At 64.8% G+C, this 22,389-nt stretch carries 19 protein-coding genes and 1 pseudogene; 3 read left to right on the top strand and 17 right to left on the bottom strand.

Translation table 11 applies throughout. The features are described 5' to 3' along the window. Window positions 1-316: 316 nt before the first annotated feature. Window positions 317-1,144, top strand: coding sequence for a nucleoside triphosphate pyrophosphohydrolase (mazG, locus tag NTH_RS19700; RefSeq protein WP_338531968.1), 828 nt, complete (start codon window positions 317-319; stop codon window positions 1,142-1,144). 225 nt (window positions 1,145-1,369) lie between these two features. Here mazG and hflX read toward each other — a convergent pair whose 3' ends face one another. The 9 genes from hflX to dusB form a co-directional block, all read right to left on the bottom strand. After that, complete coding sequence (hflX, locus tag NTH_RS19695; RefSeq protein WP_338531967.1) at window positions 1,370-2,692, bottom strand: GTPase HflX; 1,323 nt, start codon at window positions 2,690-2,692, stop codon at window positions 1,370-1,372. Window positions 2,693-2,740: 48 nt separating this feature from the next. Beyond that, window positions 2,741-2,989, bottom strand: coding sequence for an RNA chaperone Hfq (gene hfq / locus NTH_RS19690; protein ID WP_265518858.1), 249 nt, complete (start codon window positions 2,987-2,989; stop codon window positions 2,741-2,743). Window positions 2,990-3,217: 228 nt separating this feature from the next. Further along, complete coding sequence (locus NTH_RS19685) at window positions 3,218-4,084, bottom strand: D-amino-acid transaminase (RefSeq protein ID WP_338531606.1); 867 nt, start codon at window positions 4,082-4,084, stop codon at window positions 3,218-3,220. Window positions 4,085-4,131: 47 nt separating this feature from the next. Then, window positions 4,132-5,508 carry a Trk system potassium transporter TrkA gene (trkA, locus tag NTH_RS19680; RefSeq protein WP_338531605.1) on the bottom strand — a complete coding sequence of 459 codons (1,377 nt, stop codon included), beginning with the start codon at window positions 5,506-5,508 and terminating at the stop codon, window positions 4,132-4,134. Window positions 5,509-5,544: 36 nt separating this feature from the next. Further along, the gene (locus tag NTH_RS19675; protein WP_338531604.1) at window positions 5,545-6,906 is read right to left on the bottom strand and encodes a sigma-54-dependent transcriptional regulator; all 1,362 of its coding nucleotides are present in this window, start codon (window positions 6,904-6,906) and stop codon (window positions 5,545-5,547) included. Then, window positions 6,896-9,172, bottom strand: coding sequence for a PAS domain-containing sensor histidine kinase (locus NTH_RS19670; RefSeq protein WP_338531603.1), 2,277 nt, complete (start codon window positions 9,170-9,172; stop codon window positions 6,896-6,898). Before NTH_RS19670 ends, NTH_RS19675 begins: the two co-directional genes overlap by 11 nt. A gap of 185 nt (window positions 9,173-9,357) precedes the next feature. After that, window positions 9,358-10,821, bottom strand: a complete 1,464-nt coding sequence (ntrC, locus tag NTH_RS19665; RefSeq protein ID WP_338531602.1) for a nitrogen regulation protein NR(I) — start codon at window positions 10,819-10,821, stop codon at window positions 9,358-9,360. Further along, a complete protein-coding gene (locus tag NTH_RS19660; RefSeq protein WP_338531601.1) occupies window positions 10,818-11,951 on the bottom strand; it encodes a two-component system sensor histidine kinase NtrB in 1,134 nt (377 codons plus the stop codon). The genes ntrC and NTH_RS19660 overlap by 4 nt, the downstream gene beginning before the upstream one ends. Continuing rightward, on the bottom strand, window positions 11,948-12,979 hold the full coding sequence (dusB, locus tag NTH_RS19655; protein ID WP_338531600.1) for a tRNA dihydrouridine synthase DusB: 1,032 nt from the start codon (window positions 12,977-12,979) through the stop codon (window positions 11,948-11,950). Before dusB ends, NTH_RS19660 begins: the two co-directional genes overlap by 4 nt. A gap of 184 nt (window positions 12,980-13,163) precedes the next feature. Here dusB and NTH_RS19650 point away from each other — a divergent pair, with 184 nt between their 5' ends. Continuing rightward, on the top strand, window positions 13,164-14,396 hold the full coding sequence (locus NTH_RS19650; RefSeq protein ID WP_338531599.1) for a bifunctional 2-C-methyl-D-erythritol 4-phosphate cytidylyltransferase/2-C-methyl-D-erythritol 2,4-cyclodiphosphate synthase: 1,233 nt from the start codon (window positions 13,164-13,166) through the stop codon (window positions 14,394-14,396). Between the two features lie 15 nt (window positions 14,397-14,411). After that, the gene (locus tag NTH_RS19645; protein ID WP_338531598.1) at window positions 14,412-14,924 is read left to right on the top strand and encodes a CinA family protein; all 513 of its coding nucleotides are present in this window, start codon (window positions 14,412-14,414) and stop codon (window positions 14,922-14,924) included. Here NTH_RS19645 and NTH_RS19640 read toward each other — a convergent pair. The 8 genes and pseudogenes from NTH_RS19640 to NTH_RS19605 all read right to left on the bottom strand — a co-directional run bounded on the left by NTH_RS19640 (window position 14,906) and on the right by NTH_RS19605 (window position 22,387). Beyond that, window positions 14,906-15,361, bottom strand: coding sequence for a type II toxin-antitoxin system RatA family toxin (locus tag NTH_RS19640; protein WP_338531597.1), 456 nt, complete (start codon window positions 15,359-15,361; stop codon window positions 14,906-14,908). The two genes, NTH_RS19645 and NTH_RS19640, sit on opposite strands and share 19 nt — an antisense overlap. 9 nt (window positions 15,362-15,370) lie before the next feature. Beyond that, a complete protein-coding gene (lipA, locus tag NTH_RS19635) occupies window positions 15,371-16,345 on the bottom strand; it encodes a lipoyl synthase (RefSeq protein ID WP_338531596.1) in 975 nt (324 codons plus the stop codon). Window positions 16,346-16,505: 160 nt separating this feature from the next. Beyond that, complete coding sequence (locus tag NTH_RS19630; RefSeq protein WP_338531595.1) at window positions 16,506-16,760, bottom strand: GlsB/YeaQ/YmgE family stress response membrane protein; 255 nt, start codon at window positions 16,758-16,760, stop codon at window positions 16,506-16,508. 81 nt (window positions 16,761-16,841) lie between these two features. After that, window positions 16,842-18,296 (bottom strand): dihydrolipoyl dehydrogenase, encoded by a 1,455-nt coding sequence (gene lpdA / locus NTH_RS19625; RefSeq protein ID WP_338531594.1) that lies wholly within the window; start codon window positions 18,294-18,296, stop codon window positions 16,842-16,844. A gap of 12 nt (window positions 18,297-18,308) precedes the next feature. Further along, window positions 18,309-18,885 (bottom strand): annotated as a pseudogene (locus tag NTH_RS19620) (GNAT family N-acetyltransferase). A 2-nt stretch (window positions 18,886-18,887) separates the two neighbouring features. After that, window positions 18,888-19,526 carry an SGNH/GDSL hydrolase family protein gene (locus NTH_RS19615; protein WP_338531593.1) on the bottom strand — a complete coding sequence of 213 codons (639 nt, stop codon included), beginning with the start codon at window positions 19,524-19,526 and terminating at the stop codon, window positions 18,888-18,890. Window positions 19,527-19,611: 85 nt separating this feature from the next. Then, window positions 19,612-20,973: a pyruvate dehydrogenase complex dihydrolipoamide acetyltransferase gene (locus NTH_RS19610; protein WP_338531592.1), complete on the bottom strand. Its 1,362-nt coding sequence runs from the start codon at window positions 20,971-20,973 to the stop codon at window positions 19,612-19,614. A gap of 13 nt (window positions 20,974-20,986) precedes the next feature. After that, window positions 20,987-22,387 (bottom strand): pyruvate dehydrogenase complex E1 component subunit beta, encoded by a 1,401-nt coding sequence (locus tag NTH_RS19605; RefSeq protein WP_338531591.1) that lies wholly within the window; start codon window positions 22,385-22,387, stop codon window positions 20,987-20,989. Window positions 22,388-22,389 lie beyond the last annotated feature (2 nt).

Below are 22,389 nucleotides of genomic sequence, written 5' to 3'. Positions count from 1 at the left end.
TATCGCGCTGGGCGGCCCTCCTCCCTGGCCTCCCCCGCGACGCTCTCCCATGCGTTCGCTTTTGCCAAGCAATGCACGAGCGCAGCAAAGATGCAAGCACCTGAAACTGCGGCACAACGCGGGCGCAGCATAAAAATCGCGAAAAATGCTGCAAATGCGAAGTCTGGAGAGATGTGATTAGACTTTCGTCTAATGGGCTTGGCGATATGCGGCTTCGTCCCGGCAGAAGACGGGGCAGCCAAAGGCCGTTGTGGACAATCCGGCACAGGCCGTTTCCGGCTTCGCAATGGCCGGAACCTTCGGCTACGATCCGCGCATGGAACCTTCCCGCGACATCTCCCGCCTTCTGCAAATCATGCAGCGATTGCGCGATCCCGAGACCGGCTGTCCCTGGGATGTCGAGCAGGATTTCGCTTCCATCGCACCCTATACGGTGGAAGAGGCTTATGAGGTGGCGGACGCGATCCAGCGGGGCGATCTCGGGGATTTGTGCGAGGAGCTGGGCGATCTGCTGCTGCAGGTCGTCTTCCATGCGCGCATGGCCGAGGAGCAGGAAGCGTTCGACTTCGGCGACGTGGTCGAGGCGATCACCGCCAAGATGATTCGCCGGCATCCCCACGTTTTCGGCGACGACAAAAGCCGATCCGCCGGTATGGCAAAGGGGATGTGGGACCGGATCAAGGCCGAGGAGAAGGCCGCCCGGAAAGTCCGTCGCGAGGCCGCCGGACATGGCGGGGAGCCGGGCTTTCTCGATGACGTGCCGCTCGCCCTGCCGGCGCTGACCCACGCGCTCAAGCTTCAGCAGAAGGCGGCGCGAGTCGGATTTGACTGGGGCGAAGCCGGGCCGGTGCTGGACAAGATCGAAGAGGAGATCGCCGAGCTGCGGGCCGAGATCACGGCCGGCAACGGCAAGGCGGTGTCGGAGGAATTGGGCGACATGATCTTTGCGGTGGTCAATCTCGGCCGTCATCTGGGGGTCGATGCGGAGGCCGCGTTGAGCGCCACGAACGCCAAATTCAGACGCCGCTTCCACACCGTGGAAGACGGCCTGAAGCGCGGCGGCAAAATGTTTGGCGAAGCCCCGCTGTCGGAGATGGAGGCGCTTTGGCAGGATGCGAAGAAGAAGGAAGGCCGCGAATCTTAGAGCAGATCATCGTTTCACTGAAACGCTGATCTGCTCTATCTACTTGTTTTTGCCGCATTTGTGCGACGTCAGGTGATTCCACCTGACTGCAAAATGCTCTAGAGCGGTTCCAGGAGAAGTTGAGGCCGGTTTTCCGTCCGGAGTTGCGTGAAGTCAAATAGTCGGATGGGCTCAGCGTTTCGCGGAAACGCCGAACTGATCCAGCCGCCGACGGCAAATCGCGTCCTATCCGGAGAATTCCCCGATCCTGCGGCGGATCTCCTCGCGCGCGGCTCCCGTGGCCCGCAGGCGCAGGGTCAGCGAGCCATCGTCGTGATGCTTTCGCTCCAGCACGTCGCCGTTCCGGTGGATCCAGTCGACAAGCGCCATCTGTCCAGCGTTCAGCTTGACCGTCATCTCGCTGAGCGCGCCCGAAACACGGTTCTCGATCAGTTCGAGAAGGTCGCCGATCCCCTCGCCCGTGACGGCTGAAACTGCCATGGTCGGCTTGCCGCCCGAGCTCGACGCAAGAACGCGCTCGCGATTGGCGGCGTCGAGCCGGTCGATCTTGTTCCAGACCTCCAGGACATGCCGCTCGTCGCCGGCGTCGACCCCAAGGCTGTCAAGGACCTGATGCACGTCCTCGGCATGCGCCATCGTGTCGGGGTCCGATATGTCGCGCAGGTGGATCACAAGATCCGCCTCGACGACCTCCTCCAGCGTGGCGCGGAACGCGGCGACCAGATGGGTCGGTAGATCGGAGATGAAGCCCACCGTGTCCGACAGGATGATGGTCGTGCCGTGCGGCAGCCTGATGCGGCGCAGGGTCGGGTCGAGCGTCGCGAAAAGCATGTCCTCCGCAACCACGGCGGCCCCGGTCAGGCGATTGAAAAGCGTAGACTTTCCGGCGTTGGTATAGCCGACGATCGCGACCACCGGAAACGGCACCTTCTTGCGCTTGGCGCGGTGCAGGTCGCGGGTGCGGCGAACGGTTTCCAGCTCGCGCTTGATGCGGATGATGCGCTCCTGGAGCAGCCGCCGGTCGGCCTCGATCTGCGTCTCGCCAGGGCCGCCCATGAAGCCGCCGCCGCCGCGCTGGCGCTCGAGATGGGTCCAGCTCCTGACCAGCCTGCCGCGCTGATATTCCAGATGCGCCAGATCAACCTGCAGGCGGCCTTCCTTGGTGCGGGCACGGCGGCCGAATATCTCCAGGATCAGCCCGGTGCGATCCAGCACCTTGGCCTTCAACTGTCGCTCGAGATTTCGCTGCTGCACCGGCGTCAGCTGATGGTCGACCACAACGAGCTCGGCGCCGCGTTCTTCCGCGATGGCCGCCAGCTCGTCCACCTTGCCGCTGCCGATCAGCGTCGCCGGCCGCGGCGCCGACAGGAGGATGATCTCGCTGTGCACGATCTCGAGTTCGATGGCCTCGGCAAGGCCGATCGCTTCGGCCAGCCTTGCATCGGGAGACAGCGTGAGCCGCGGGCGCCCTGCCCCATCCTGGGCCTGGAACCGCGCCTGGGTGAGGATGGGTGTTACGACAACAGCCTTCGCCTGGGCTCCCGGCATGCCGGGTCCATCGATATCGCCCCTGTCAGCCCCGAAAATATCGGACAATCAGCCTTCCCGACTGGCTTCTTCCGCCTCGAACAGTTGCACCGGCTGGCTCGGCATGATTGTCGAGATCGCGTGCTTGTAGACGAGCTGCGAATGTCCATCGCGGCGCAGAAGGACGCAGAAATTATCGAATGAGGTTACGACGCCTGTGAGCTTTACGCCGTTGATGAGAAAGATCGTCAACGGGTTCTTGCTCTTGCGTACGGTATTCAGGAAAAGGTCCTGCAAGTTTTGCGATCTTTCCGCCATAGTTCTTCTTACCATCCCCTGCGGCAGACCCGGCAGTAGCGCAAACTTGACCTGTCCTGTCAAGCATAGCGCTCTTGGCTATCAGGCCCGGCGCACAGGTCGCCAAAACCGTACCGTGTCTTCGGCGACCCGAGTGTTGTCTATCAATAAAAGCCCTCGGACAGCATGTTCAAAGGCCGCCTCGTTGCTCCGGATGCTCATCAAATTGATAAACACTCCTTACGGTGGTTAACAGGCGCGACTTTTTTCCGCAATGTCAAAAAACGCATTCCGCAACGATAAGGTGAGCGAGCCGGGATGGCCGTTGGCCACCGTCCGCCCGTCGATCTCCACCACGGGCATGACAACCGTCGTCGCGGCCGTGATGAACGCCTCGCGCGCCTCGTGCGCTTCCTGCACCGTGAAGGGCCGCTCCTCGACCGTCAGGTTCATCGAGGCGGCGATGTCCATCACCGTGGCTCGGGTTACCCCGCGCAAGATCCCGAAATCGGCCGGCCTCGTGACCAGCGTGCCGTCCTGGGTGACAATCCAGGCGTTGGTCGCCGCCCCCTCCTTTACCGTGCCGTCATGGTCGACGAACCAGGCTTCTGCGGCGCCTGAACGGCGCGCCTTCTGGCGGGCGAGAACGTTCGGCAGCAGGCCGACGGTCTTGATGTCCACCCGCTCCCAGCGGTTTTCGGGCACGGTAATGACCTTGATGCCGGTCTCGGCGCGCTTGTCGGCCGCTGCCCGGCTCGCCCGCTTGGCGGTCACGACGATCGCGGGGGCAACATGTCCTGCCGGGAAGAAATGATCGCGGGGGGCGACGCCGCGGGTCACCTGAAGGTAGACGAGGCCGTCACGCACGCCGTTGCGGCGGACCACCTCCCGCATGACGAGTTCGAGCGCCTTTCGGCTCATCGGCCAGCCGATCTCCAGCTCGCCGAGAGAGCGGCCGAGGCGATCGAGATGGCGCGTCATGTCCATGATGAAACCGCGCGCCACTTCGCAGACCTCGTAGACACCGTCGGCAAACTGGTATCCGCGATCCTCCACATGCACGGCGGCGTCGGCATGGCGGACGTAGCGGCCATTCACATAGGCAATACGCGGCATTTGGTCTTACCCCCTATCTTGGAAATATGGTCCGGCGCCCAGGTGGATCAGAAGAATTCCAGGCTGACGCGGAAAAGCTGTTCGACCTGCCGGACAGCGCCTTCGAGCGCGAATATGACCACGCGATCCTTCGGCTTGATGCGCAGCGATCCGCTGGGCTTGATGACGGCGCCGTCACGATACACGGCACCGATGCGCATGCCGTCCGGCAGTTCCTGCTCGCTCAGCGGCGGGCCGACCAGCGGCGAGGTCTCGAGCGCCTCGGCTTCGATGATCTCGGCCGCGCCGCGCTGCACATTGTGAACGGCTCGAATCCGGCCGCGCCGCACCTGCTGCAGCACCTTCGAGATGGTCACCGCGCGCGGGTTCATCTGTGCGTCGATGCCCAGCGTCTTGGCGAAGTCGTGGTAGGTCGGATTGTTGATCAGGACCAGGTTGGACTTGCAGCCCAGCCGCTTGGCGATGACGCTGGAAAGGATGTTCACCTGGTCGTCATTGGTCAGAGCGACGATCAGGTCGGCGTGGTCGATATCGGCTTCGAGCAGCAGCTTCTGCTCGAGCGCGCTGCCATGAAGCACGACGGTGCGGCGCAACTCGTCGGCGATGGCCACCGCACGGTTGCGGTTGCTCTCGATGATCTTGACCTTGGTGCGGCTCTGCTTGCGCTCCAGCGCGCGCGCGACGTAGAGGCCGATATTGCCGCCGCCGGCAATGACGATGCGGGTCGCCTCGCGCTCCTCATGACCGAACAGGCCGAGCGTGCGGCGCACCTGATCCTTGGTGGTGATCACATAGGCCATGTCGCCGGCCATCAGTTGGTCGCCCGAATGCGGGACGAACAGCCTGCCGCCGCGTGAGACGCCCACCACCGTCGACGGAAGGTCGGGGAAAAGCTCGGTGAGCTGGGCGAGCGGCGTGTTGATGACCGGACATTCCTCCAGGCATTCGATCGCAACCATGGCGATCTGGCCGTCGGCAAAGCGGACGATGTCGGTCGCGCCGGGAAGCGCTATGCGCCGCAGCACCATTTCGCCGACTTCGATCTCCGGCGAGATGATGACGTCGATCGGCAGGTGATCGCGCGAGAACAGGTCCATGTAGTGCGACTGCAGGTAGGATTGCGACCTGATGCGGGCGATCTTGGTCGGCACGTTGAACAGCGAGTGGGCCACCTGGCACGCGGTCATGTTTACTTCGTCGAAAAGGGTCACGGCGATGATCATGTCGGCCTGCTGCGCGCCTGCCGCGGCCAGCATGTCGGGATGCGATCCATGGCCCACGAAGCCCCGCACGTCGAGCGTGTCGCGCACGGCGCGAATGAGGTCGGCCGAGGTATCGATGACGGATACGTCGTTCTGCTCGGCGGCCAGCCGCTCGGCAATGCCGTAGCCGACCTGACCCGCGCCGCAAATGATGACTTTCATGACCGGCTCCGCAGGCGCCGAGGCGCCTTCGCTGAATTAGACCCCGAGCGACTTCAGCTTCCGATGAAGCGCCGACCTCTCCATACCGATGAATTCGGCCGTGCGCGAGATGTTGCCGCCAAATCTGTTGATCTGGGCCAATAGATATTCCTTCTCAAACATCTCGCGCGCTTCGCGCAGCGGCAGGGCCATGATGTGCTGGTCGGATTGGGTCGGCACACGGGGCATCACGTCGCCGATTTCGGCCGGCAGCAGATCCGCCGTTATGGGGGCATCCGTGTCGTCGCCGCGCGTCAGGATGACGAGGCGTTCGATATTGTTGCGAAGCTGACGGATATTGCCGGGCCAATTGTGGGCCTGCAGCACCGCCATTGCATCCTCGCCCAGACGCCGGGGCTTGATGCCCACCTGATTGACGATCTGCTTCATGAAGTGGTCCACAAGGATGGGGATATCTTCCCGCCGGTCCGAGAGCGGCGGTATCGAGACGGGAACCACGGCCAGGCGGTGGAACAGATCCTCGCGGAAACGCCCCTCCTCAATCATCGTCTCCAGATCGCGCGCGGTGGATGAGATGATCCGAACGTCCACCTTCACCCGCTTGGTGCCGCCGACGCGCTCGAATTGCTGATCGACCAGAACCCGCAGGATGCGCGCCTGCGTCTCGCGCGGCATGTCGGCGACCTCGTCGATGTAGAGCGTGCCCCGGTGCGCTTCCTCCAGCGCCCCGACCTTGCGCTCGCTGCCGTTCGATTCGGTGCCGAAGAGCTCGATCTCCATTCGCTCGGGCGTGATCGATGCCGCGTTGATCGTGACGAAGGGGGCGCCGGCGCGGTTCGATTCAGCGTGGATGGCACGCGCCACCAACTCCTTACCGGACCCCGACGGTCCGATAAGCATGATGCGGCTGTTGCTCGGCGCCACCCGCTCGATGGTCTGGCGCAGATGATTGATGGCCGGCGAGTTGCCGATCAGGTCGAAGCTCTCGCCGCTGCGCTTCTTCAGGTCCGAGACCTCGCGCTTGAGGCTGGAGGTCTCCAGGGCGCGCTCGCAGATGAGGATGAGGCGGTCGGCCTTGAACGGCTTCTCGATGAAGTCGTAGGCGCCGCGCTTGATGGCGGAGACAGCCGTCTCGACGGTGCCGTGCCCGGAGATCATCACCACCGGCAATTCGGGATGCATCAGCTTGATCCTGTCGAGCAGCGCCAGGCCGTCGAGCGTGGAGCCCTGCAGCCATATGTCTAGGAGGACGAGCCGCGGCACGCGCTCGCCTATCGCCGCCAGGGCCGCATCGCTGTGGCCGGCGGTACGCGTTTCGTGTCCTTCGTCGCTCAGGATTCCGGCAACGAGTTCCCGGATGTCGTCTTCGTCGTCGACGACCAGAATGTCAGACGCCATGATTGACCTTTTCCGTGCTTCCTTGGGTTCCGTCGTTCCCTCCGCCGGCCTCTGTGCCAATGGCGGGCAGGAACATGCGGATCATCGCTCCCGCGCCGCCATGGAAATCGGGCGGCGCGTCGTGAAGCTCCAGTCTTCCTCCATGATCTTCGATGATCTTCTTGACGATCGCCAGCCCGAGGCCGGTCCCCTTTTCCCGCGTCGTCATGTAGGGCTCCAGCAGGCGCTGGCGGTTCTCTATCGGCAGGCCCTTGCCGTTGTCTATCACGTCGATCTCGATGACGGCTCCTTTCCGGCGCGCCCTGATGAGGATCGCGCCCGCCTGCGCGCCGTCGCGTTCGGCCGCGTCGATCGCCTCGGCGGCGTTCTTGATCACGTTGCCGAAGGCCTGGCTCATGAGGCGCGTGTCGAAGCGGCCGATCAGCGGTTCGGTGCCGAGATCGCGCTCGATCGTGATATTGGGCCGGCTCACCTCGACCAGGAACGAGGCCTCGCGGAGCGGTTCGCGCAGGTCGAGCTCCTGGATATCGGGCTTGGGCATGCGGGCGAAGGCAGAGAACTCGTCCACCATGCGGCCGATATCGCCCACCTGGCGGATGATCGTGTCCGTGCACTGGTCGAATATCTCGCGATCCTGGGTGATCACCTTGCCGAAACGCCGGCGGATCCTCTCGGCGGAAAGCTGGATGGGCGTCAACGGGTTCTTGATCTCATGCGCGATGCGCCGGGCCACGTCCGCCCAGGCGGACGACCGTTGCGCCTGGACGAGGTCGGTGATGTCGTCCACCGTCACGACGTAGGAGCGTTCATCGTCCGGCCCCACGCTTTCCTCCGTCGTGAGCTGGATGTTGAAGGTGCGTTCGGCGCCGGCCCGATAGAATGTCACCTGCTGGCGATAGACTTGGCGGCCGGAATTCTTTCCCTGCTCGAACACCTTGCCGATCTGCGGCAGGACGTCGGTCATCTGCTTGCCGAGGGTCTGCGATGCCGAGATCGAGAGCATCGTCTCGGCCGACCGGTTGACGATGGTCACGAAGCCGCGCGCGTCGACGCCGATGACGCCGGCGGTCACGCCGGACAGGACGGCTTCGGTGAAGCGGCGGCGCTCGTCGATGACGTCGCGTGCGGAGATCAGCTGGTTGCGCTGGGTCTTCAGCTGCAGCGTCATCTTGTTGAACGTGTTGCCGAGGGAGGCGACGTCACCGTCCGAGGCGCGCACCGGAACCGCAACATCCAGATTGCCGGCGGAGACGGCGCTGGCCGCGCCGATGAGCTGGCGGATGGGACGTACCAGCCGGTCCGCCACCGCGATGCCCGTCCATATGGCGGCCAGAACGATCGCCAGGGTCACCACGAGATAGACCAGAGCGAAGGCGACCTGCGTGTTGCTGCGGTTGTCTTCTAGCGAGCGGTATTCCTCGGAGTTCGAAGCAACGATGCGTTTTGCGCGGATAACCTGGGGGTCGAGTTCGCGCAGCGTGTAGAGGAACGCGTCCGGAATGGCTCGAAGCTTGATCACGGCCCCGATGAAGTTGCCCGGAGGCACCTCGAAGAAATAGGTGGCTCCGTCGGCGGCCTGCGCCATGGCCTCGTCGGGAGGCATCGGGATCGAATCGGCGCCGGGCATGTCGGCGCCGATGATCAGGGACTTGTCCTCGCGCAGAAGCACGCCCGCATGCAGGCCGCGGCCACGGGTCTGCTGCGTCAGCACCTGGCGAAAGCCCCGGCGGTCGAGCTGATAGAGGCCGCGCGACTGGTCGAGCGTGAAGGCCATCGAAAGGGTCGTGCCGGAAAGGGTTTGCGCATTCTCGCGCACATAGGCCTGGGCGATCGACAAGGACGAGTTGACGATCACGCGCGTGCGTATGTCGAACCAGCGGTCGAGCCCGATATCGAGCGTTATGGAGGCGATTATGGCAACCAGAATGGCCGGGATGGCCGCCACCAGCGAAAACATGGTGACGATGCGCACATGCAGCCGCGCCGCCGCCCTGCCCCCCTTGCGGGCCGTGTAGATGCGCCGCGCCTCGAGGCCGATCAGCGTCAGAAGGATGAGGACGAAGAGCGAATTGACGGCGATCAGGGTCAGCGTCAGTTCGCTATAGGGCTCGATTGCCGTGAGCCCGAGCAACAGGACGAACGACACCGCCGCCGTGACCAGAGCCCCGATGGCGGCGAGGATGCCAGGCAGGGCCATGAGACGGCGCCCGTTGCTGAGCGAGGTCGGCGCGGCTTCAGAGGCCATTGCGGTTGCCTGGGTACTCATTGCTCAATCCGGACAGGGTTCAGATTCGGCTCCGGGCACTGCGCTCGTCAAGCCGAACAGCCCCGCGTGGCAGATGTGCAACACAATGTGGCGACAATGCAACGCCTATAACATTTTGCCGCCGGGCGAAACTCCTTGGGCGCGCATAAGCCGGCCGCAATGGCCGGTTAGGGCGGGAGAACCGCTCAGACGCCCGGCTTGGAAGCGCGGTAGACATCCACGCCGAGCTCGCGGATCTTCTTGCGCAGCGTGTTGCGATTGACGCCGAGAAGCTCGGCCGCCCGGATCTGATTCCCCTGGGTCGCTGCCAGCGCCGCCAGTATCAGCGGATATTCCACCTCGGACAGTATCCGGTGGTAGAGCCCGGCGGGCGGCAGCCCGGTGCCGAACGACTTGAAATGGCGCTGGAGATACTGCTCCACCGCCTGGCCGAGCGGCAGCTCGTCCGGCAGGCTTTCCCGCGATGGGGCCATTTCGAGCGTCCGCGCGTCGCGAAGCTCGTTGGTTATGACCTCCTCGGATATCTCGTCCTGGGGGTAGAGCGCCGCCAGGCGGCGCACCAGGTTTTCGAGTTCGCGCACGTTTCCCGGCCAGGGGTAGCGCATCATGGCTTCCAGCCCGCCGCGCGAGATGCGCTTGGCATGCAGCCCCTCCTGCTCCGCCTGGCCGAAGAAATGCCGGACGAGGTCGGGAATGTCCTCCGCCCGCTCGCGCAGCGGCGGCAGGCGCAGCGGCACGACGTTCAGGCGATAGAACAGGTCCTCGCGGAACAGGCCCTGATTGATCAGCACCCGCAAATCCTTGTTGGTCGCGGCGACGATGCGCACATCCGTCCTGATCGGGGTGCGGCCGCCGACGGTCGTGTACTCGCCCTGTTGCAGGACCCGCAGGAGCCGGGTCTGGGCCTCCATCGGCATGTCGCCTATCTCGTCCAGGAAGAGCGTGCCGCCCTCTGCCTGCTCGAACCGGCCGTAGGAACGCTGCTGCGCGCCCGTGAACGCGCCCTTCTCGTGGCCGAACAGCTCCGATTCGATGAGGTCGCGGGGGATCGCCGCCATATTGATCGCCACGAACGGTCCGTTGCGGCGGCGGCCGAACTCGTGCAGCGCGCGGGCGACCAGTTCCTTGCCGGTTCCCGATTCGCCGCTGATCATGACCGTCAGGTCGGTCTGCATCATGCGGGCCAGCATGCGGTAGATGTCCTGCATGGCGGGCGAGCGGCCGATCAGCGGCATCGATTCGGGCGTGTCGGCGGCGCGCTGGTCGCCCGGCCGCTTCTTGGGCTCGGACAGGGCGCGCCCGACGATGCCCAGAAGCTCCGTCAGGTCGAAGGGTTTCGGCAGATACTCGTAAGCCCCGGCTTCGGAAGCACGGATGGCGGTCATGAACGTGTTCTGGGCGCTCATCACGATGATTGGCAGGTCCGGGCGCGATTTGCGGATGCGCGGCAGGAGGTCGAAGGCGTTCTCGTCGGGCATGACCACATCGGTGATGACCAGGTCGCCCTCGCCCGCGGCCACCCAGCGCCAAAGCGTCGCCGCGTTCGACGTGACGCGCACCTGATGGCCGACGCGGGAGAGTGCCTGGTTGAGCACGGTGCGGATGGCGGCGTCGTCATCGGCCACCAGGATGCTGCCATTCGGAGTCATGCCGTCGATGCTGCCTTGTTGCGTTTGGCGCCGCTGGCTTCCTGCTCTCGCCAGGCCGGCATCAGGATACGGAAAGTGGTTCCGCGCGCCGTTGAATCGCACTCGATGACGCCGCCGTGCGCGCCGACGATCTTTGCCACCAGCGCGAGGCCGAGCCCCGAGCCGTTCTGCTTGGTGGTGATGAATGGGTCGAAGATCATGGACTGTATATCCTGCGGGACGCCGGGACCATTGTCATGGACGCAGAACTCCATCGGCAGCGACACCCGCTCGCGCGTTCCCGGCACCGAAAAACGGATTCCGGGGCGAAACGCGGTGGAGAGGCGGATTTCTCCGCCCATTTTGTTTCCAATGGCTTCGGCCGCGTTCTTGATGAGATTTATGAAGACTTGAACCAGCTGGTCCCGGTTGGCGAGTATCGGCGGCAGGGACGGGTCGTATTCCTCGATGAAGGTGATGTTCCTGGCAAAGCCGTTCTTCGCTATGGCTTTTACGTGATCGAGCACGACATGGATATTGACGGGCATGCTGTCCACGGGGCGCTCGTCGGAAAAGACTTCCATGCGATCCACGAGCGCGACGATGCGGTCCGTCTCTTCCCTGATCAGCCGGGCAAGGCTGCGGTCGTCGTCGGAAACGACGTTTTCCAGGAGCTGCGCCGCGCCGCGAATGCCCGATAGCGGATTCTTGATCTCGTGGGCGAGCATCGCCGCCAGTCCGGTGACGGAGCGCGCCGCGCCACGATGCGTCATCTGGCGGTCGATCTTTTCGGCCATCGAGCGTTCCAGGAACATGATGACGGCGCTGTCCGGCGCTTCGGCGACCGGCGCCACATATATGTCCACGATGCGGTCCGGCCCCAGGCGCGGCGAGGAGATGTCCACGCGATATTCGTTGAAGGGGGCACTGCGCTCGCGCACCTGGTCGACGAGCGTGAGCAGCGGGCTGCCGAAAGGCACGAAGTCGGACAGCCGATGGCGCGCCAGCATCGCCGCGCTCGAACGAAAGAAGCCTTCCGCCTCGGCGTTGGCGAAGATGATCATCCCCTCCCCGTCGACCATGATGACCGGGTGGCTCAATGCGTTGATCGCAAGCTGCGACGCGTCGAGGATGCCGCTTTGCGTTCTCATGCAACAAGCCTTCCGGGTACCGGCTGCTCCTGATAGATGCCGAGCAGCAGCCGCTCGACCGCGGCGGGATCGGTCTCGGTCATCATCCGCGCCCGCAACGGGGCCAAACCCTCTCCGGCAAACCGGTCGAAATACCAGCCGAGATGCTTGCGGGCATGGCGCACGCCCTGTGCCTCGCCGTAATGCGATAGCATGTCGCGATAATGGCTGACGATATAGGCCGCGCGCGCCGCCCCATCCCGCGGCACTCCGGCATCCCCGGTTCCGGCCGCTTCATGGACGAGGGCGCCCGCGGCCCAGGGGGCGCCATAATGAGCGCGCCCGATCATGATCGCATCGGCGCCCGATTGCTGCAGCATCGCCTCGGCCTCCCGCCTGCCCGCGCCGTCGCCATTGGCGACAACGGGAATGGAAACCGCCTCCTTCACACGGGCAATCGCGCGCCAGTCCGCCCTGCCCTTGTAGAACTGACAGCGGGTTCGCCCGTGCACCGTCACCATCGCTATGCCGGCATCCTCGGCGCGCCGCGCGATCTGGGGAGCGTTGAGGCAGTCCTCGTCCCAGCCGAGCCGCATCTTGACCGTTACCGGCACCTGCACCGCCCGGACCACCGCCTCGATGAGGGAAAGCGCATGGTCGGGCTCGCGCATCAGGGCCGATCCGGAATAGCCCCCCGTGACCTTCTTGGCCGGGCAGCCCATATTGATGTCGATGATGTCGGCGCCGGCATCGGCGGCTATGCGCGCGGCCTCCGCCATCCAGATCCGGTCGCGCCCGGCGATCTGCACCATGTGGACGTCGATCTCGGGCCTGCGCCTTATGCGGCGGATGCTCTCATCGCGCCCCTTGGCCAATTCGCCGCTCGCCACCATCTCGGAAACGACCAGCCCCGCGCCATGCCCGTGGGCGCGCAGCCTGAACGGAAGGTCGGTAACGCCGGACATCGGCGCCAGGAACACGCGGTTGCGCAGCGAAACGCCGCCGATCTCGAGCGGGCTGGCCAGACGACTGAAAGGAACAGTGCTCAAAAATGGGGCATCCTTTTCTTATGCACATTGTTTAGCCAAGAGACGGCGCACATGCAATGGCCCAGTTGCAATCCCCACGGCAGGCAGGAAGCTCAATCAATATTTGCGGCTAAATGCAAGGAATGGCCTGCCTCATGCAGAATTCCGTTGGCAATCGCCGGCCGGCTTGATTATCCCTCCGCGAATGAACGCGCTTCACGAAAATAGGCGGGCCAATCGCGTCCGGGTTGCCGTGGTGATCGTCGCCGCCGGGCGCGGCGAGCGCGCCGGGCAGGCGGGCGAAGGTCCCAAGCAATACCGGATGATCGGCGGAAAGCCGGTGATCCGGCACACGCTGGAAGCCTTCGCCGGCCATGGGCGCGTGGATGCGATCGCCGTCGCCATTCATCCGGACGACACGGCGCTGTTCGAGGCGGCGGCCGACGGGCTCGGCCGGGACATGATATCCGTGCATGGCGGCGCCTCGCGCCAGGAATCGACCCGCCTGGCTCTGGTCGCGCTCGCCGGCCACGCTCCCGAGATCGTGCTGATCCACGACGGCGTGCGCCCGTTCATCGAGGCCGGGCTTGTCGACCGGGTGATCGACGGAATCGCCGACGATGCCGGTGCCCTGCCTGTCGTCGCCGTTTCCGATACGCTGAAGAAGCGCGGCGACGACATGTATGTGGAAGGAACCGTCTCGCGCGCCGGCCTCTATGCCGCGCAGACGCCGCAAGGCTTCCCCTTCCAGGCCATTCTCGATGCACATGAAAACGCCCGCCGCTCGGGGCTTGGCAATTTCACGGACGATGCGTCGATCGCCGAATGGGCTGGGATGCGGGTGCGGCTGGTGGAAGGCTCGCCCGACAATGTGAAGCTGACCTGGGGGCGCGACATCGTGCTGGCGGATCAGCGGCTTGGAGCAAATGCAATGCGCGGACTGCCCGATGTGCGCACCGGAAACGGCTATGACGTTCATGCCTTTGAGGAAGGCGACCATGTCACGCTTTGCGGTGTCGATATTCCCCATGACCGGAAGCTGTCCGGCCACTCCGACGCCGATGTCGGGCTGCACGCGCTCACCGATGCGCTGTTGGCCACCTGCGGGGCGGGCGACATCGGCACCCATTTTCCGCCAAGCGACCCCCAATGGAAGGGCGCGCCCTCGCGCATCTTCGTGGAGCATGCGGTCGGGATCGTGCGCGAGCGCGGCGGGCGCATCGCCAATGCCGATATCACGCTGATCTGCGAAGCCCCGAGGATAGGGCCGCACCGCGAAGCGATGGTGGCGGAACTTCAAGACATGCTGGGCATTTCAGTCGACCGCATTTCGATCAAGGCTACGACGAACGAAAAGCTGGGATTCATCGGGCGTTCCGAAGGCATCGCGGCCATTGCCACGGTCTCGGTGGTCTATCCGGGAACCCTGCCGGAATAGGAAATCAGCGCGCCAATGAGTGACACCGCAATACTGGCGACCAAGGTGCTGGCCCGTCTCCAGCAGGCAGGGCTGATGCTGGCGACCGCCGAATCGTGCACCGGCGGCCTGATCGCCGCCGCCATCACCGATCTCAACGGCGCCTCTAACGTGCTCGACCGCGGCTTCATCACCTATTCGAACGAAGCAAAGACGGAGATGCTGGCGGTCCGCGAGCAGACGCTGCGCGACCACGGCGCCGTCTCCTCGCAGACCGCAGCGGAGATGGCCGCCGGCGCCCTTCTGCATTCGAGAGCGGACATCGCGGTATCGGTTACCGGCATCGCCGGTCCGGGCGGAGGAACGGCGGAGAAGCCTGTCGGGCTCGTATGGTTCGGGATCGCCGTCAGGGATGGCGAGCCGCGCACGGTCCGCAAGCAATTCGCCGGCCTCGGCCGCGCGGCGGTGCGCCGCGACAGCGTGATGACGGCGCTCGGTCTCGTATTGGAGGCGGCGGAAACCATCGCCAATCAGGCCGATGTGCCGTAAATCCTGTCGGCGCGTTTTTCGAAGGCTTCGGAGAACATTCTGAAGGCGCGGTCGAACATGGCTCCCATGAGCATGCCGAGCATGCGGCTCTTGAACTCATACTCGATGAAGAAGTGGACGTCGCAGCCGTGCTCGCCCCGCGGCTCGAAGCTCCAGCGGTTGGTCAGGAAGCGGAACGGGCCGTCGATATAGCGCACGTCGATGATGTTCTCGTCGGGCTTCAGGATCACCTGGCTGGTGAAGGTCTCCCGGATGGCCTTGTAGCCCACCGTCATGTCGGCGACCACGATGCGCACGCCCTCGCGCTCCTTGGTCGAGCGAACGGTCAGGGCTTCGCACATGGGCACGAATTCGGGATAGGACTCGATGTCCGCCACCAGCGCGAACATCTCCTCCGGCGAATGGTTCACCTGGCGGACTGTCTCATGCTTCGGCATAAGGCGCTGCTAGGCCCTTGCCGCGGCGGCCGCCAGCTTGGCTTCGCGCGCGGCGCGCAGCCGGGCGAAATCGTCTCCGGCATGGTGGGAGGAGCGGGTGAGCGGACTGGACGAAACCATCAGGAAGCCCTTCGTATAGGCGACCGTCTCGTAGGATTTGAACTCGTCCGGCGTGACGAATTTCTTGATCGGGTGGTGCTTGCGCGTGGGCTGCAGATACTGCCCGATGGTGATGAAGTCCACATCGGCCGAGCGCAGATCGTCCATGAGCTGCAGCACCTCGTTCCGCTCTTCGCCAAGCCCCACCATGATGCCGGACTTGGTGAAGATGGTCGGGTCCAGTTCCTTCACGCGCTGCAGCAGGCGCAGCGAGTGGAAATAGCGGGCGCCGGGACGAACGGTCAGATAATTCGACGGCACCGTCTCCAGGTTGTGGTTGAACACGTCGGGCTTGGCCTCCACGACGACTTCCAGCGCCCCGTTCTTGCGCAGGAAGTCGGGCGTGAGGATTTCAATCGTGGTCTCGGGCGTTGCCCGGCGGATGGCGCGGATGACCTCAGCGAAGTGCTCCGCGCCGCCATCCTTCAGATCGTCGCGATCGACCGAGGTGATCACGACGTGCTTCAGCCCCATCTCGCCGACGGCCTTGGCCACGCTCGCCGGCTCTTCCGGATCGAGCGGCATGGGTACCCCGGTCGCCACGTTGCAGAAGGCGCAGGCGCGGGTGCAGATTTCGCCCATGATCATGAAGGTCGCGTGCTTCTTGTCCCAGCACTCGCCGATATTGGGGCAGCCGGCTTCCTCGCAGACCGTCACCAGCTTGTTCGACTTCACGATTTCCCGGGTTTCCAGATAACCCTTGGAGGTCGGCGCCTTGACCCGTATCCAGTCCGGCTTGCGCATGACCTCCTGGTCGGGCCGGTGCGCCTTTTCCGGATGCCGCACGCGCGGCGTTGCGGTGACGTTGTCGAGGACGGTTACCATTGCGACGTTCCTTGCTGTTCCGCCTCGGCGGAAGCTGGATGGGGCCGGGCCCGGCCTGCCCCGGGCCTGCTCATATAGCGATTTGCGCCAACGAGAAAAACCCGTCCCCAGGGCCGGGAACGGGCCATTCCATAAAATGCCGGGTGAGCGGCGGGCCCGCTCAGGTGCGGCCGCGGATCAGCCGATAGAGCCAGATCAGCAGGCTCGCGCCGATGACACCGATGATCAACTGGCCGATGACGCCGCCAAGGGTCGTGCCGACCACCGCAAAGAGTATCGCGTTCAGTACGACCGCCCCGAGGATGCCCAGCACGATATTCGTCAAAAGCCCATGCTCGGCCTTCATGACCTTCTCGGCGATCCAGCCCGCCAGACCGCCTATGATTATGGTGAGTATCCAGCCCAAACCTTCCATGAAAACACACTCCATTCCTTACCGTTTCAATCATACGGTAGAACGGCCCGTCCTTCCAAGGGGTTCCAGCCACTTGCCGCATCAGGCGTTCAGCGTCCTTCCATAGGCGTCGAGGACGCTTTCCTTCATCATTTCGGAAAGCGTGGGATGCGGGAAGACGGTGTGCATCAGCTCTTCCTCGGTCGTTTCCAGATTCATGGCGATGACGAATCCCTGGATGAGTTCGGTCACTTCCGCGCCGACCATATGGGCGCCCAGCAGTTCTCCGGTCTTCTTGTCGAGGATGGTCTTGATCAGGCCTTGATCCTCGCCGAGGGCAATGGCCTTGCCGTTTGCGGCGAACTGGAACCGCCCGACGCGGATGTCGCGGCCGGCCTTTTTCGCCGCTTCCTCCGTGAGGCCGACCGAAGCCACCTGGGGTTGGCAGTAGGTGCAGCCGGGAATCTTGTTCTTGTCGAGCGCATGGACGCCCTTCACGCCGGCGATCTTCTCGACGCAGATGACGCCTTCGTGCTCGGCCTTGTGGGCCAGCATGGGCGGACCGGCCACATCGCCGATGGCGTAGATGCCTTCCACATTGGTGCGCCCGTAGCCGTCGACGGCGATGCAGCCGCGCTCGATCTTCACGCCGAAATCCTCAAGGCCGAGATTCTCGCTGTTGCCCTGCACGCCCACGGCGGAAATCAGCCGGTCGGCGGTGATCTTCTCCACCTTCCCGTCCTTCATCTCCACATGGGCGGTGACGCCGTCCTTGCCTTTTTCGACCTTGGTGACCTTGGCCTCCAGATGGAACTTGAGGCCCTGCTTCTCGAGCTGCCGCTTGGCGAATTTGGAGATTTCCGCGTCTTCCACCGGCATGACCTGGGGCATCAGCTCGACGACGGTCACATCCGAACCCATGGCGTTGTAGAAGCTGGCGAACTCGATGCCGATGGCGCCGGAACCCATGACGATCAGCTTTTCCGGGATTTCCTTGGGCACCATGGCCTCGAAATAGGTCCAGATCAGCTTGCCGTCCGGTTCGATGCCGGGCAGGACGCGCGGGCGGGCGCCCGTCGCCAGGATCACGTGCTTGGCCTTGTAGGTGCCCTCGCCCAGCGTGTTCTTGGGCTGCGGCGGCTGTGGCTCCATCGCCTTCTTCTGGGGCTTCGACACCACGACCTCGGTGCCGCCCTGCCCCTTCTTGAGCTTCGCCTCGCCCCAGATGATGTCGACCTTGTTCTTCTTCATCAGGAAGCCGACGCCGCCATTGAGCCGCAGCGAGACCTTGCGCGAGCGGTCGACGACGGCGGCGGCATCGGCGGAGATCGTGCCGTCGAGCTTCAGGCCATAGTCCTTGGCGTTCTCCGCCGCGTGCAGGATCTCGGCCGAGCGCAGGAGCGCCTTGGTCGGAATGCAGCCCCAGTTGAGGCAGATGCCGCCCAGGTGCTCGCGCTCGACAATAGCGGTCTTGAGGCCGAGCTGCGCCGCGCGGACCGCGGTCACATAACCGCCGGGGCCGGAGCCGATGATGATGACGTCGTAGTTTTCAGCCATTCCGTCTGCCTTTCAGTGACGCTCCAGGAGCACCCATTGGTGGGGCTCGCTCTTCTCGTAAAAGGGGCACGGCGTCCTGCCGGCCGGTGCGGCGGAACCCGAAGCCTTCGTAGAGGCTTAGCGCCGCCGCGTTGGTGCTCGGCGTGATGAGGGCGAGCGGCCTGCCGCCGGCGCGCGACGCCTCATGGTCGAGAAGCCGCCTCGCGACGCCCTTGCGCCTGTGTTGGCGGTAAACGGCCAGCGTGTCGATGAACCAGCGGCCGGCCACCTGCTGCTGCAGCGCGATCAGCGGCGCCAGCACGGGGTGGTCCGTCTTCTCCGCGAGGATCGACTGCGGTATGCAGAAGCCGATCGAGGCGCCCGCCGTCTCCCCGCCGATCTCAGCGATGCTAGCGTTGCGCCAATTGTCGTTGGCCGCCGCGTCGCGTATCCGCTGCTGGCCGCGCTCCATGGCCGTATCCGTCTCTCCGCGCAGCACCGCGCCATACCAGAGCCACGATGCGAAGCCGTGGGAGGCGATATCGACGAGAATGGCCAGCTCGGCCGCGTCCCTTCGGCCCGCCGGACGGATGGAGAGGTCGCCCGCCACCGTCAGATCCCCAACAAGCTTCTGACGGCGGGAACCAGGGCGGCGCCGACGGCGCGCGTGTTCTCCGCGTCGAGATGAACGCCGTCGAGCGGCGCGGTGCGGGCTACCGTGCCGGCGTCGAAGAAGCCGCAGCCGGCCTCCTCTGCAACCCGCGCATAGAGCGGCGCCAGCTTGCGCGATTCCTCGATCCCACGGTCGAACATTGCTGCGAAATCCGCGTTCCCGGTTTCGCAGAGCGGCGGCGGCGCGACCAGCAGCACCGCCGGGGGCGGGCTGTCGAGCGGATAATCGTGGCTGCGCACGATGTCCACCAGGCGCTCCATGCCCTGCTTGGCGCCGATGGCCCGCCCGCAGACGAAGGGCTTCATGTCGTTCGCCCCGAGCATGATGATGACGAGGTCGAGCGGCGCGTGGGTGGTCAGCAGCGTCGGGAGCAGCCTGGCCCCGTTGCGGTCGGCCCCCGCCACCCAGTCGTCGTAGGCGGTCGTGCGGCCGTTCAGTCCTTCCGCGACCACGTACGCCGTACTGCCGAGCCTTTCCTGCAGGACCGACGGCCACCGGTCCTCATAGGCATGCCGGCCGGGGCCGACGGCATCGTAGCCCCATGTCAGGGAATCGCCGAAGCAGAGGATCGTCTTCATCCAGCACTCTCAACATCCAGCGGCATCCAGGGCTGGCCACTTTGACCAACCCATTGCGGCTCTCATCCGCTCTTGGCGGGTCGCCTCACACCAGCATCCCCATCGGGTTCTCGATCAGCTTCCTGAAGGCGGCCAGGAGTTCGGCCCCCAGAGCCCCGTCGACGGCGCGGTGGTCGGTCGACAGCGTCACCGACATCACATTGGCCACCGCCAGTTCGCCGTTCTTCACCACCGCCCGCTCACCGCCCGCGCCGACCGCCAGGATGGTGGCGTGCGGCGGGTTGATGACGGCGGAGAAGTCCTTGATGCCGAACATGCCGAGGTTCGACACCGCCGTGGTGCCGCCCTGATATTCCTCCGGCCTGAGCTTGCGGTTGCGGGCGCGCGCGGCCAGGTCCTTCATCTCGTTGGAGATCGCCGACAGGGTCTTTTCCTCGGCGCGCCTGACGATCGGCGTGATCAGCCCGCCGGGGATGGAGACGGCCACGCCCACATCGGCATGCCGGTGGCGCACCATGTTGGCCTCCGTCCACGACACATTGGCGTCCGGCACCGCCTTCAGCGCCAGCGCCATCGCCTTGATGATCATGTCGTTGACCGACAGCTTGTAGGCCGGCTTCCCGCCGTCTTCGCCCTTGACCATCGGCGCCGCCTCGTTGAGCTCCTTGCGCAGCTTCAGCAGCGCGTCGATCTCGCAGTCGAGGGTCAGGTAGAAATGCGGGATGGTGGTCTTGGCCTCGACCAGGCGCCGGGCGATGGTCTTGCGCATGCCGTCATGGGGAACCAGCTCGTAGGAGCCTTCCTCGAACAGCTTGAGCACGGCCTCGTCCGACATCGGCTTGGCGGCCGGAGCCGGCGCCTCGGCGGCCTTCGCCGCCGGCGCGGCGCCTGTCCCGGCGGCCTTTTCCACATCGGCCTTCACCACGCGGCCCTTCGGCCCCGAGCCGGCAATCGCCGACAGATCGAGCCCCGCCTCCTTCGCAAGACGCCGGGCAAGCGGCGTGGCGAAGATGCGCTCGCCATCCGCCTTGCCTGCGGCAGGCTTCGCCTCGCCGGAATCGGCCTTCTTCGGCGCTTCGGTCGCAGGCTCGCCCTGCGGCTTTTCGGCCTTTCCGGCCACTTTTTCTTCCTTCTTCGGTTCCGGTTTTGCCGCTTGCGGCTTTGCGCCGCCGTCGGCCGCCTTGGCGGCTTCGGCCACGTCCTCGCCCTCTCCGGCCAGAACCGCGATGAGGGCGTTCACCTTCACCCCGTCGGTGCCCTCGGGCACGACGATCTTGGCGACGGTACCCTCGTCGACGGCTTCCACTTCCATGGTCGCCTTGTCGGTTTCGATCTCGGCGATGACGTCGCCGGGGGCGACGCTGTCGCCCTCCTTGACCAGCCATTTGGCGAGATTGCCCTCCTCCATCGTTGGCGAGAGGGCCGGCATGGTGATCTCTATCGGCATGGGGTCTCCTCCCTCAATTCCGGTAGGAAACGGCTTTCACCGCCTCGACGACTTCCGCGACGCTGGGCAGCGCGAGCTTTTCCAGATTGGCGGCATAAGGCATCGGAACGTCCTTGCCGGCGATGGTGACGACCGGGGCGTCGAGATAGTCGAACGCCCGCTGCATCACCTGCGAGGCGATATGGTCGCCCACCGACGATTGCGGAAAACCCTCCTCGACAGTCACCAGCCTGTTGGTTTTCTTCACGGATTCGATCACCGTGTCGAGGTCCATCGGGCGGATGGTGCGCAGGTCGATGATCTCGACATCGATCCCCTCGCCCGCCAGTTCCTCCGCGGCCTTGACGGCATAGGTCATGCCGATGCCGAAGGAGACGATCGTCGCATCCCTGCCCTCCTTGTGAACGCGCGCCTTGCCGATGGGCAGCACGAAATCGTCGAGCTTCGGCACGTCGAAGGTCTGGCCGTAGAGGATCTCGTTTTCGAGGAAGATGACCGGATTGGGATCGCGGATCGCGGCCTTGAGCAGGCCCTTGGCGTCGGCGGCGGTGTAGGGCATCACCACCTTCAAGCCGGGGATATGGCCGTACCAGGCGGCATAGTCCTGGCTGTGCTGCGCGGCCACGCGCGCCGCCGCGCCGTTGGGGCCGCGGAAGACGATGGGCGCGCCCATCTGGCCGCCGGCCATGTAAAGCGTCTTGGCGGCCGAATTGATGATCTGGTCCATCGCCTGCATGGCGAAGTTGAAGGTCATGAACTCGACGATGGGCTTCAAGCCGGCAAAGGCGGCGCCGATGCCGACGCCGGCAAAGCCGTGCTCGGTGATCGGCGTGTCCACCACGCGCTTGTCGCCGAATTCCTGCAACAGGCCCTGGGTGATCTTGTAGGCGCCCTGATATTCGGCCACCTCCTCGCCCATGACGAAGACATCGCCGTCGCGGCGCATCTCCTCGGCCATGGCGTCGCGCAACGCCTCGCGCACGGTGGTCGGCACCATCTCGGTGCCTTCCGGTATATCGGGGTCCGAAGGCAGGGGCTGCGCGGCGGCCTTGGGCGCCGCGGCGGGCTTGGGTGTGGCTTCCGGTTTCTGGCTTGCCGGCTCCTCCGCCGGCGCCTGGGCGTGCGCGGGCGGCGCGCTCGATGCGGCCTTGCCGAGGTCGTCGGCGCTTTCGCCTTCCTCCAGGAGCAGCGCGATCGGCGTGTTGACCTTCACCCCTTCGGCGCCTTCCTCGATCAGGATCTTGCCTATGGTGCCTTCATCGACGGCTTCCACTTCCATGGTCGCCTTGTCGGTCTCGATCTCGGCTATGACGTCGCCAGGGGCAACGCTGTCGCCCTCCTTCTTGAGCCATTTGGCCAGGTTGCCCTCTTCCATGGTCGGCGAGAGCGCGGGCATGAGAATTTCCGTTGGCATGT

This window comes from Nitratireductor thuwali (assembly GCF_036621415.1).
Taxonomy (GTDB): Bacteria; Pseudomonadota; Alphaproteobacteria; order Rhizobiales; family Rhizobiaceae; genus Chelativorans; species Chelativorans thuwali.
Note: the sequence above shows the minus strand (reverse complement) of the source record. Positions and strands in the feature narration are given on the sequence as shown.